Origin of the sequence: Rhodococcus sp. IEGM 1366 (genome assembly GCF_033142425.1) — a bacterium.
Classification (GTDB): Bacteria; Actinomycetota; Actinomycetes; order Mycobacteriales; family Mycobacteriaceae; genus Rhodococcus_F; species Rhodococcus_F globerula.
Genome location: NZ_JAWLRZ010000017.1, coordinates 35,143 through 47,471 on the forward strand (window position 1 = coordinate 35,143; position 12,329 = coordinate 47,471).

The 12,329-nt window shown below is 59.6% G+C and carries 10 protein-coding genes; 4 read left to right on the top strand and 6 right to left on the bottom strand.

Annotation, left to right across the window (positions count from 1 at the left end):
- The first annotated feature begins 8 nt into the window (after positions 1-8).
- A complete protein-coding gene (locus tag R4P64_RS31705) occupies positions 9-908 on the top strand; it encodes an acyl-CoA thioesterase (protein WP_092803950.1) in 900 nt (299 codons plus the stop codon).
- 134 nt (positions 909-1,042) lie between these two features.
- Here the strand turns inward: R4P64_RS31705 and R4P64_RS31710 are convergent, their stop codons facing one another.
- The 3 genes from R4P64_RS31710 to R4P64_RS31720 are packed head-to-tail and all read right to left on the bottom strand — an operon-like array spanning position 1,043 to position 5,155.
- On the bottom strand, positions 1,043-3,331 hold the full coding sequence (locus R4P64_RS31710; RefSeq protein ID WP_172937874.1) for an acyl-CoA dehydrogenase family protein: 2,289 nt from the start codon (positions 3,329-3,331) through the stop codon (positions 1,043-1,045).
- A 47-nt stretch (positions 3,332-3,378) separates the two neighbouring features.
- Positions 3,379-4,158, bottom strand: coding sequence for an enoyl-CoA hydratase-related protein (locus R4P64_RS31715; RefSeq protein WP_317824174.1), 780 nt, complete (start codon positions 4,156-4,158; stop codon positions 3,379-3,381).
- Between the two features lie 7 nt (positions 4,159-4,165).
- On the bottom strand, positions 4,166-5,155 hold the full coding sequence (locus R4P64_RS31720; protein ID WP_033236772.1) for an NAD(P)H-dependent flavin oxidoreductase: 990 nt from the start codon (positions 5,153-5,155) through the stop codon (positions 4,166-4,168).
- Positions 5,156-5,458: 303 nt separating this feature from the next.
- On the opposite strand from R4P64_RS31720, the gene R4P64_RS31725 reads away from it, so the two are divergent.
- On the top strand, positions 5,459-6,259 hold the full coding sequence (locus R4P64_RS31725; protein WP_033236771.1) for a FadR/GntR family transcriptional regulator: 801 nt from the start codon (positions 5,459-5,461) through the stop codon (positions 6,257-6,259).
- Positions 6,260-6,393: 134 nt separating this feature from the next.
- Here the strand turns inward: R4P64_RS31725 and R4P64_RS31730 are convergent, their stop codons facing one another.
- The 3 genes from R4P64_RS31730 to R4P64_RS31740 form a co-directional block, all read right to left on the bottom strand.
- Positions 6,394-7,251 carry a VOC family protein gene (locus tag R4P64_RS31730; RefSeq protein WP_033236770.1) on the bottom strand — a complete coding sequence of 286 codons (858 nt, stop codon included), beginning with the start codon at positions 7,249-7,251 and terminating at the stop codon, positions 6,394-6,396.
- A gap of 71 nt (positions 7,252-7,322) precedes the next feature.
- Positions 7,323-8,759: an aromatic ring-hydroxylating oxygenase subunit alpha gene (locus tag R4P64_RS31735; RefSeq protein WP_033236769.1), complete on the bottom strand. Its 1,437-nt coding sequence runs from the start codon at positions 8,757-8,759 to the stop codon at positions 7,323-7,325.
- A 66-nt stretch (positions 8,760-8,825) separates the two neighbouring features.
- On the bottom strand, positions 8,826-9,107 hold the full coding sequence (locus R4P64_RS31740; RefSeq protein WP_033236768.1) for a ferredoxin: 282 nt from the start codon (positions 9,105-9,107) through the stop codon (positions 8,826-8,828).
- 592 nt (positions 9,108-9,699) lie between these two features.
- Between R4P64_RS31740 and R4P64_RS31745 the strand changes: the two genes are divergently transcribed.
- On the top strand, positions 9,700-11,217 hold the full coding sequence (locus tag R4P64_RS31745; RefSeq protein ID WP_179300761.1) for an MFS transporter: 1,518 nt from the start codon (positions 9,700-9,702) through the stop codon (positions 11,215-11,217).
- Positions 11,218-11,293: 76 nt separating this feature from the next.
- Positions 11,294-12,274, top strand: coding sequence for an NAD(P)/FAD-dependent oxidoreductase (locus tag R4P64_RS31750; RefSeq protein ID WP_033236766.1), 981 nt, complete (start codon positions 11,294-11,296; stop codon positions 12,272-12,274).
- Positions 12,275-12,329 lie beyond the last annotated feature (55 nt).

Below are 12,329 nucleotides of genomic sequence, written 5' to 3' on the forward strand. Positions count from 1 at the left end.
TTTCAGCTATGCCTCATCCATTGGCGACGCCAGCCCTAGCCAGCCTTTCCCGTCCACCGGTCAGCTCGATCCTTGAACTCGCGCAACTCGATTCGAACAGCTTTCGCGGTGAATCACACACTGGTGTCCGCCGCGTCTATGGGGGACAGACCTTGGGACAGTCGCTCCTCGCGGCAGGCCGTACCATCGAGCACGAGCACCACCCCCATTCACTGCACGCAAATTTCGTCCACCCGGGAAGGTCCGATCTCCCAGTGGACTACCACGTCGAGCGCGTGCGCGATGGCGCGAGCTTCACCACCCGCCACGTACGCGCCGTTCAAGGTGGACGGACGCTACTCCTGGCTACGGCATCTTTCCAACGAGATGAAGAGGGACTGCGACATCAAGATATAGAGCCGTCTCCTGTACCACCGCTACCGGAGGATCTACCTCACTTTCAGGACAGCCTCACCATTTCGGAAGCCGCCGAGGCGAATTGGCTCCCGCCATTGATGGCCGGCGTCGGAATCGAGTTCCGCTTTCCCGAAGAGTACCCACGACTCGCCTGCCGACGAGGAGAGAACGGACCGCCGCGGCAACGCGCGTGGATTCGCACGCTGGAACCCCTGGGGGACGAACGTCTGATCCATGCCGCGGGGTTCGCATATTGCTCAGACCTGTTCCTGCTTTCGGCGACCCTCCCTCCCCATGCCCGACATATCGACACACCCGGACTCCAGCTGGCGAGCATGAACCACGCGGTGTGGTTGCACGCACCGTTCAGATCTGACGAATGGCATCTATACGAACAGCACGGATACTGGATGGGTGGCGGACGCGGAATCAGCACAGGCCGCCTTTTCGACCGGAAAGGCACGCTGGTGGCAAGTACAACGCAGGAGGGCCTGCTCCGCTTTCCGCTCTGAACGCCGATCCCCTGCGCCATCGAACGTTTCCCAATCTTTATACCGGTCAACCACATACGCAATAAAAGGCCGTGAAGCCTGGTCACCCAGGGTTCACGGCCTTCGTCATGTCCGGATCACACTGATCACGCTGATTACCCCAGACGGGCGATCAACTCGCCGGCGGCGAGATCCCTCAGCACCTCGGGCCGACAGATCGAAGCCTCATTCGCCATTGCTCGCCGAAGGAGCAGATGCGATGGATGCTCCCAGGTGAAACCGATACCACCATGAATCTGGATACATTCCTCGGTTGCCTTCACCGCCGCCGACAACGCCTCTGCCGCAGCAAGATCGGCAGCTGTTGCAGCATCCGGATCAGCAGCATCACGATCCGCAGCCTCGAGCACCTGGGCTCGAGCGCCTTCCGCGAGGACCAGCAGATCCGCGCATTTGTGAGCGATCGCCTGGAACGAACCGATGGCATGACCGAACTGTTCACGCCGGCCTGCCCACTCGACTGCGAGTGCGAGCGCCCGATTCGCAACACCGACCGAGTCCGCGGCAACCAGCAAACGGGCTACACGACCTGCGGACTCGAGTGCACGAACTACATCGGTTCCAGAGGCCACGGTCGTCGCCGCCGCCCGATCGAACGTAACTATGCCTACCGTCGAAGTCAGATCCACCGGGTTCTGTGTCGTAGCTGTGAACTCCTCCGATGTAATGGTCGCGAGCACCGGATCGCCGGTAGCCGCATCAGTCGCGAGCACCACCAGCACATCGGCTACCGGCGCACCCACGACACGTTCCACGGTGCCGGTCAGCCGGCCGCCCTCGACCACCGGTAATCCCTCGTCGCGAACCCATCCACGATCGTCCACCGCGGCGACGAAGGCCGCAGTCGCTCCACCGATGACAGCTTCGGCCGCGTCCTGCGCCCCGACCGCAAGGAGCAACTCCAGAGCGATTGCCGTGGGGACCAGCGGCACGGGCGCGAGATGGTATGCGGCTTCCTCGACGGCAACGCACAACAGACGCAGTGAAGCGTCCCCTCCACCGAGAGAGCTCGGTGCGGCCAAACCGGGTAGCCCGAAGCTGACCAGATTGTCCCAGAGCCCGATGTCGTAGTCGGCGGGTGCCACTTCCCGGGCAAGAAGCCGCTCGGTCTCTACACCGGAGGACACCATCGAACCGACGACCTCACGCAATGCTGCTTCGTCCTCTTCCGGGGTGATGAGCGGCCGGCCGGGTGTCACCGTGGGAATCCGCCGACCTTCGCCTCGATGCGACGGCAGTCCGAGCACGCCCTCCGCAATCGTGTTGCGTTGGATCTCCGCGGTTCCGGCGCCGATCGTGGCTGCTCGTGACATCAGATATCCGAAAGTCCACCGTCCATTTTCAACCACTCCGGTCGAACGCGCGCCGAGAACGACCGCGTTCCCGGTCAGCCGCAGCGCCAACGAATGCAAACGCTGTTCGAATTCGGATTTGACCAGCCTGTTGATCGACGCGACACCGCCTGGATCTTCACCGCGCAGTACCGCATCAAGCGCCCTCGCGCTATTCGCCGCGATGCTCCGCACCGACGTCTCGAGCTGTGCAAGCTCCTGACGAATCAGTGGGTCGCTTCCATAGCCCTGATCAATCGCCAGACGGACAACTTTGTCGACGGTCCCTCGGTAACGGAACTCGTCCGCGAGAAAGGCGGTAGCGCGTTCATGGCCGAGAGATGTCCGCATGATGGACCATCCCTCGCCTTCGACCCCGAGGCGGTTCGCAACCGGTACCTCGACGTCGTCGAGGAAGACCTCGGCAAAATGGTGGCCTCCGGCAGCATCGCGCAAGGGCCGCACCTCGATTCCCGGTGAGTTCATCGGGATCAACAGGTAGGTGATGCCCGATGTTCCTCGACCGGCCGGTCCGGTCCGGACAAGCGCAAAGATCCAATCGGCCTTGTCGGCCTTCGTTGTCCAGATCTTCTGACCTGTCACCCGATAGACATCTCCGTCACGGACTGCGCGGGTGGACAGTGATGCGAGGTCACTTCCGGCGCCTGGTTCGGAAAAGCCTTGGCACCAGAGTTCATCCGCACGTAAGAGTGGATCGAGGAAACGGTCCTTTTGCTCTTGGGTCCCGTGGACGATGATCGTGGGTGCCACAATCATCGACATAGCACATGGATGCTTCGGAACTCCGGCCTGCGATGTCATCCGGTAGTAGTCGAGCTGGTCTTCGAGTGGGAGTTCCATTCCGCCGACCTCGGCGGGCCAGCCGGGGGCCGCCAAACCCGCGTCGACGAGTTCACTCTGCCAGGACACCGACTCTTCGAATCGAGCCCGGGACGTAGCCGGACGCGTACGTGCCCGATAGTCGTCGAGTAGTGCGGTCAGCCGAACACGCCAGTCGCCGATATGAGCGTCGAGTACTGCCGTAGAAGCCATTTCCACCGCGGCCACCTCCCCTTGCTTGGTTCGAAAACTTCTCTGGATCAGTCTTTTTCAGCGCGACGCTTGCCGAAACGAGCACCGACATCGGCGCCGTTCGAGCGGAAGCCCACCGACGCCTCGATTTCGAGACCGAGGGCGTGCGACGTGGATGCTCCTGCGCCTTCCTTGAGAAGACGCAACATTCGCTGGATCGCACCAGGGTGACCGGCTGCGATCTTGTGAGCAATCTCGAGGGTGCGGTCCATGAGTTGGTCATGCACTACAACCTCATTCGCGAGCCCGATCCGTGCTGCGGTCGCACCGTCTATCGGTTCCCCGCTGAGCATGAACTGTACGGCTGCGGGCAACCCCACCATTCGTGGGAGCATCGCGCTGCCGCCCCATCCGTTGAGCAGGCCGATCTGCGCATGAGTATCGGCGAACTCCGCGAGGTCCGAGGCAATGATGAACGAGCAACTCACCACGAGTTCGTAACCGCCGGTATAGCACGGTCCGTTCACAGCGGCGATGACAGGTTTCGAAATTCCTCTCAATACCTGTGTCGGCGTAGCACCTTCTGTTCGCGGAGACGGGCCTGAAAGCGCCTCGGGGAGATCGACTCCTGCGGAGAACGAGGTGCCGGCACCGGTGATGACAACGACGCGGACGTCGTCGTCGGCGTCGGCCTTCCAGAGTTCTTTCTTGATCGCCTTTCGCATTGCTCGGTTGATCGCATTGCGACGTTCCGGACGATTGAGTGTCAAGACCGTGACGTGTCCGTCTCGCTCGACCAGAAGCGGCGACTCGTCAGTTTTCACGACTGCTGAACCAGTCTCTGTCATCAGACGCTCAGCCCGCAGTCACAGGGCTGACAACAACATTGCGGGCGAGGTTTCCCAGCAGAGTCTCCGCATCCGCAGCGATTCGGCGCACGAGGTCACCGGCCGAAGGAACATCATGGATCAATCCCTGAACGACACCAACGGTCCAGATGCCGGCCTCCGGATCCCCGTACTCGTAGACCTTGCGGCCGCGGGTACCCACGACAAGATCCTTGACATCCTTGAATCGCCCACCCTTGTCAAGGATTTCGACAACCTCCTCACTGACCGAGTTTCGCGCTGCACGCATCGTGTTGCGGAGCTGGCGGAAGATCAATTGGGTATCGAGTTCTGAGGCTCCCACGATTTGCTGCTTGATGTTCTCGTGAATGGGGCTCTCCTGGGTGCACATGAACCGAGTGCCCATATTGATTCCGTCCGCGCCCAGGGCGAGTGCCGCAGCAAGACCGCGGCCGTCGGCGAAGCCGCCGGAAGCGATGAACGGAATCTTCAGCGCATCCGCCGCCGCGGGAATCAGTACCAGGCCCGGGACATCGTCCTCTCCCGGATGTCCTGCGCACTCGAATCCATCGATGCTCACGGCATCGACGCCGATCCGCTCCGCTTTGAGTGCGTGCCTCACACTGGTGCACTTGTGAATGACCTTGATACCGTTTTCTTTCAGGTGCTCGACGTGCACCGTCGGATCGGAACCGGCTGTCTCCACGATCTTTACACCGGAATCAATGATCACCTGACGGAACTCGGCGTACGGAGGTGGATTAACCGACAAAGTGAGTGTCAAATTTACGCCGAAAGGCTTGTCCGTCAGCGCCTTACACCGCTCGATTTCGAGCGCAAGCGCCGCCGGAGTCGGCTGCGTCAGCGCCGTGATGATACCGAGACCCCCGGCCTCGGACACCGCTGCTGCAAGTTCTGCTCGTCCAACCCACATCATGCCGCCCTGCACAATGGGGTGCTCAACGCCAAATTCCTCGGTAAACCGTGTCGTCAACATTGCCGCTCCTTGGCGTGTGCCGGAAATCCGGCAGTCAGTATCACGGTGAGCTACCACACCGTCCATTTCAACGAAGGTAACATAGTTTACTATGTTATGTGACATTATCAGTCCGTGAAATCCAGGGAATCGAGAACGGAACACACTCATGCTGTCCGTATTCGGCAACCACGAGGTTCGAGAACGTCCACACGTGCCCACCCACACCGTAGTGACAATGCGCCCAGCTCCCGCCAATGTTCTAAATAGGATGCTTTACTGAGTATGCATAGTTACCGTTGACTAGAGAAGGTGTACGTACCCATGACCGATGACGCCGCCATAGCGCCCGTCTTCGAGCAACGATCACCTTCCGGGCGCGCCATCCGCACCCCGAAGACCGCGGAGCTGGTTGCACTCAAGCTTCGCAGCATGATCGTTGACGGCGAACTGAAGGACGGCGACCACCTCCCACACGAGGCTGAACTGATGGAACACTTCGCGGTGAGCCGTCCGACACTCAGAGAAGCGGTTCGAGTCCTCGAATCCGAACGACTCGTCGAAGTCCGTCGCGGATCGAGATCCGGTGCACGCGTGTGTGTACCAGGCCCCGAAGTGGTCGCCCGACCTGCCTCGCTCCTACTGGAGCTATCGGGTGCCACCGTCGTCGACGTCTTTGCCGCCCGCGAAGCTATCGAACCAGCAGCAGCTCGGATCCTCGCCGAAACCGGGTCAACTGAAGACTTCGACGAACTCGAACGGCTGATCGACGAGGAAGTACCCGCGGCCTTCGCAGTAGGTGATTTCGGCCCTGCCGCAGCACGGTTTCACCTCCGAATGGTCCAGTTGTCGGGAAACGCCACACTTGCACTGATAGGCGGAATGCTCCAAGAAATTTTCGAACGCCATTCCGGCAATATCGCCCGCGAAAGCGCCATGTCCAACGCCGAAGCCGCTCAGCAGCGATACAGGTTGTTCATCCGATCGCTGCGAAAACTCATCAAACTCCTCCGCGAACGCGACGGCGACGGCGCATCGACTCACTGGAGTAAACACATGAAGGCCGCACAGGCAATGCTGCTGGCCGGCAACGAAAACACACAAGTCCGCGACATCCTCAACTGATCCGCCTGGACGAGTTATTGCCGAACGTTGTTCATCCGGACCGGCAAGCCAGTTAGATTTCCGTGCAGGAACTTACGCGCTATATGACTGATGCCCCGGCGCTCAAAAAGAGCACCGGGGCATCATGTCTGCAATCAGGCGGGGAGCGGCGGCGGGGTGAACTTGTGTCCCCAGAGCGCCCCTTCGGTTATCGCGTAGGTCGGTTCCTCGGTCTCAACCCGAATGCCTTCCCAACCACATTCGATCGCGTACAACTCCGGCGAATAGACGTAGAACGACAGCATCTGGTCGTTCGTGTGCTTGCCGAGTGTGTTCATCATCGGAATGTTCAGGTCAGCGGCGCGGTCGAGGGCACGACCGACATCATCGATCGAAGCCATTTCGACCATCAAGTGGAGCAGTTTGCCCGGGCCAGGCGTGGGAGCAAGACCGAATGAATGATGTCGCGGGTTGCAACCCATGAAGTACGTCGGGCCCGCTGTGTTCCGCTCGACGAATCCAAGTACGCGAGAATAGAAGTCGAACGCCGACGGCACATCCTCGGCGGAGACGATGGCATGTCCCATTCCCATGTCACCGGTGACGAAACGACTCACCAATGGCGTGTTGATGAGAACGTGATCGAGCACGGGTCCGTAAAACAATTCGACCGGATTTCCAGCCGGATCGTCGAACCGAGCGAATCCTGTAACCCGTCGCTCAGCACATTCTTCAGTCGAACCAGCGGTGACCTTGATTCCCTCTGCTTCTACGGCAGTCACGACTTCAGCCAGGTCACGTTGGTTCAGCACCTCGAAACCCAGTGCCCCGAGCGAGGACTCTTCCGCCGCAGATACCACCAGACGCGGTGGATAGTGGTCCATTCGGAAATAGAGCGAGTCCGGATTGTCTCCGTCGATACGCATCAGCCCGAGGAAGTCCTCCCCGAATGTCTTCCACGCATCGATGTCAGGTGCATTCAGCCTGACATAGCCGAGAGATCGAATCCCCATTTTCCACTCCAATCGTCAAATGACGCAAAGAAAAACGAACAAAACAAAACACGAATTGCTGCGTGCCGAGGTCAGTCGGTCCAGATATAGCGATCCGCAACACGATGATGATTCCAAATCGTCATCTCCTGCTCCTCGCTGAGCCGATGACCATCAAAGCTCGGCGAATGCATTCCCACCGTCACTTCCTTCATATTCGCGAAGTCCTGATTGAAAACCTGCCCCATATCGGCATCGCGGTAATCATCGAAATACTCCGGCGTAAACTCACGCTTCTTGTCGTAGTCGGCAACCGGAATCTGATCAAGACTGAAAACCTCGAACAGACACTTGTTCGGATCATTGTCGACCGGACGCGACCGATACCAGAACACAGACCCCTGACCAGGAAGAATAATGCTGTTGGGGAACACATTCCACGCACTACCCGCCTCCGTCCACTGCTCGGGCGTAATAACCGGCCAGTCGTAGCCCTCCGCAATCGAAAGCTCCCGATACAACTGAAGGAAATACTGACCCGCCGACATACCCTCAGGCACCTCCGACGTCTTCAACGCCTCCGCAGCACGCCAACTACGCTCGTTCTCCAGCCCACCCATATCCTCGTGCAGGTACTGCACTGCATTCGCTACCGACAAGCGCTCATCGGACTTACCGTCGCCACTACGCTTCGACGGATCCTTACCCGCATCCTTCGACGCCGACGACTTCGGTCCGAGCGCCGAATAATGAGCATGCCGCTCATACACCGTCGTCGGCGCCCACGGACGAATATCAAGCTCGCGCAACGACGCAATCTTGTCATTGGTGCGATCAAGACGAAACAGCTGAGGATGCGTACCCGCAACGTGATACGCCTCGAGAAACGCATCCAACGCCGTCTTCCAGTTGCACTCCATCACAACGCCCTTGCCCCACCGGATCCGAAAATTCTCGATCTGGAACGGCTCGAAAATCCTCGCGATCGGGTCCAGATACTCGAGCAGCGGCTTCGCCTCAGGATCCATATTGATGAATACGAAACCCGCCCACTGCTCCGCTCTCACCTTCCCCAAACCCAGATCGTCATCCGAACGCGGCACGAACTCCTCACGGTCGAGCACCAGCTTGATCGAACCGTCCAGATTCCACCGCCACCCGTGGAAAGGACAGATCAACGAACCCACCCGACCACGCCCACGCGCAAGGCGAGTACCGCGATGCCGACACGCATTGTGATACGCACGAATCGAATCCTTCGACTCACGCACCACCAGAATGGAATAACGACCGATCTCGTACTCCACGAAGCAACCGACACTCGGCAACTCCTCAACCCGACACGCAATCTGCCACGTCCGAGTGAACATCTTACCGAGCTCGAGATCCAAGAACTCTTGATCAAGGAAGCGAGTCTTCGGAATGAAAGCTCTACCCAGACGGTACTTCTCAGGAACCTGCTCCGCCGGAACATCACCCTCGAACCACGGAACAACCCGATCGACCTTGGATTCATCCAGAACCGACATCGACAATCACTCCTCTTGTAACTGATGCTCAATCGTGCGTGTCTGCACGGGAAACTGGGACAACGACTAGCCGGCGTTCGGACCGGCGATTTCGACACCGTCTGACAGGCGGGCCACGTGGATGCAGTTACCGGGACATTCGTCTGCTGCATCTATGACATCGAGGCGAAGGTGTTCTGGCACATTCGCCGACGCCCCCTCATCGGTCAACAAGGGTCCAGCAGGGTCGTTCTTGACGTGCGCTACCCCACCCGCGTCGAACTCGAAGACATCGGGGGCGTACTGAACACACAGTCCATCTCCAGTACACAGGTTGTGTTCGATCCACACTCGAACTTCGTCACTCATGCGATATGCCTTCCTCGTCCACTAGCTTTTCCGGGGCCTCGCAGAAGGTTTACTTCCCCGACAGCAATCCGATACGCAGCGACTGTTGACGGCAGTGCCTAGGCGCAATCTAGCGATGCGCGACCGACTGCTCGAACAACGTCCTAACCAGATCTGCACGTTCGCGAGGAGTCACTGCCACCCGCCGAAACCCATATATCCGGCCTGAAAAAGACTCTCCACCAGTCGTTTCCGAATGTCCATTCGCCATTCCATCAAACGGAACCGGGACTATGTAACTTGCATGAACACGATTTATGCTTGCCGGACAATGACGGACCCGCGTGTGAGGGCGCGGCTACTGCACTTTCGCCGACAACACGCACAATCCCCTCCTCGTGCCGACGGCAATCTGACGCCGGCCATTCGTCTCAGCATCGTTACGGAAGTCGTTGCGGCCCTGAAGACCCCACATTGCCGGATCATGCAACGTCGCCGACCGTCTTCTGCACCACAGCTACACCTAGTCCCTCATAGAGCGAACACTCGCGAGGCTGCGTGCCTGCAGGTTCGTCCTTACCTCAATGAGAAGAGATCTCAGATGGCACTTTCGATGACAAAGAATGGCAGCGACCCCGGATCCGCGCAGGGTTGGACCGTCCGCCTGATAGTCGGAACAATTCTCATGGCGATGGTGCTCGAAGCGCTCTCGCTGGGCACCAGCATGGTTTCAATCGGCCTGCCCGACATTCTGAAGGCATTCCCGACGACGCAGGGCGGTTGGCTGACAACCGTCTACTTCCTCGTCGGCGCGGTATGTGCACCGCTGCTCGGTAAAACTGCCGACCTCTACGGCAAACGCCGGGTGCTGCTGATCACGATGATGGTGTCCGGAGTTGGTGCCCTCATCTGTGCCGTCGCTCCGAACTTCACGATCCTGCTGATCGGTCGTGTACTCCAGGGTCCTATCCTCGCAACGCTCTCGCTGATCCCCTCTTTCGTCCGTGACATCTACCCGCCCAAACAAGCAGCATTCGCGGCCAGTATCACCGTGACAGGAATGGGCGCCTTCTCCCTCGCGGCACCTACAGTCATCGGTTGGCTACTGGCAAACTACGGCTTCCGCGGAATGTTCCTGTTCGATGCCATATGGACTCTCGGCCTGTGCGTCGCTATCTGGGTGACCCTGCCCGAATCGAAGATGCGCCGTGAGGCCAAGCCGGATCTACTCGGCGGCCTCATCCTGGCTGGTGCTGTCCTGCCTGTGATGCTCTACGTGAGTATGGGCCGGACTTGGGGCTGGCTCGAAGCCTCACCACTCCTGCTCATCGGCATCGCTCTGGGATTCCTGTTTGTACGACACACCCGTAATGCCAACGAGCCCATCATCAATCTTTCGCTCTTCCGACGTAAGCCCCTCGTCTTCGTGGCGTTCGCGGGAGCGATTTCATACTCGATATCCGCCTCGATCTACCAGCTGATCCCCCTGCTCGCCATGACCTCGAAGGACAACGGCGGCACATACGGTCTCGGACTGAACACCATCGAATTCTCGGGCATCGCGACTCCGAAACAACTGGCCACGGTCATCGGCGGCGTCGTCATCGGCTTCCTCCTTGCACGGGGGCGGAACCCGCGGATATTCCTGACCCTTGGAGTCGCCCTCTTTGCGACGGCGTTGATCTCGCTCGCGCTGGCACACGATACATTCGCCACCGTGATGATCGGCAGTCTGCTCCTCGGTCTGGCAGGCGGCGTGTCCAACGCTGCGATCCCGAATCTGGTTATGCGTGCTACGCCCGTCGGCGACCAAGGATCGACCGCCGGCACGGTTCAGTTGTGTACGACAGGAGCATCCTCGATTCTTCCCGTCGTCATGTTCGCTGTCCTGGCTCCCTACATGATGGCCGCACCGGAAGGTGGTGTGTTCTACCAAGACCAGGGCATCACCATGTGGCTGTGGATCTCGGCCGCAATCTGTGTCGTTGCCCTCGTCGTCGGTGCCACGGTTCTCCGCGAGCGGCGTGGAGAAAGCTTCGAGGAGTTCTCGGTCAACAGCCCGAACCCAGCATCGGATACCGCTGACGGCGTCGCACCGCCAGCAGCCGATCTAGAAGCCAACAAGATCTGACATCTACACGTTGGTCTGCCGACACGCTTCGGTAGCAGACCAAACTCATCGTTGCCACACATCAGGAGGTTGGCCCATGGCCGAGACCGTTACGACAGACATCCTCATCATCGGTGCAGGTCCCGTTGGACTGTTCGGTGCATACTCTGCAGGTTTTCGCGGCTTGTCCACAGTGCTCGTCGATGCCCTTCCCCAGTGCGGAGGACAGATCACCGCACTGTATCCCGAGAAGGAGATCCGCGATATCGCAGCCGTCCCGGGCTCTCTCGGCCGGGAAGTTGTCGCTGCGCTGAAGGCACAAGCCGACGCTTTCAAACCGATCTACCTTCTAGGGCGCCAAGCAGTCACTCTCGGTTACACCGACGGTCGCCCTGTTGTCACACTCTCCGATGGCACCGTTGTCAATGCCGGTGCAGTGATCGTCACCGCCGGCATCGGGACCTTCACTCCCCGCACACTCCCGGCCGGAGAAGAGTTTCTCGATCGTGGCCTGAGCTATTTCGTACCCGACCCGCAGGAACACACTGACCGCGACGTACTCGTCGTGGGCGGCGGCGACAGCGCCGTAGATTGGGCCCTTGCCCTGCGGAAGATCGCTCGATCCGTCACTTTGGTACACCGCCGCAGCGCGTTCCGAGCCCACGCGGCGAGTGTTCAGGAATTGATGGACAGCGGCGTCGAGATCATTACCGACGCACAGGTAGAGGCGCTCCACGGAAACGGCACACTGCAGCAAGCCCACATTCGAATCGACGGTCAGAGTGAGCCTCGAATCCTCCCGGCGGACGCGGTAGTCGCCGCCTTGGGATTCATCAGCAATCTCGGACCGCTGACTGAATGGGGCATGGACTTGGACCGCCGCACGATCGTCGTCGACACTCGTATGCAGACCACCGCCGCACATGTCTATGCGGCCGGCGATATCACGTCGTACACAGGCAAGGTTCGGCTCATGTCGGTCGGGTTCGGCGAGGTTGCCACAGCTGTCAACAACGCAGCCGTCGCCTTGGATCCTGCACTCTCGCTCTTTCCTGGTCACTCAACCGACGCTGCATAAACACCAGATCAGAAAGTCGATGGCCCCGAAGGAAATCCTTCGGGGCCATCGACTT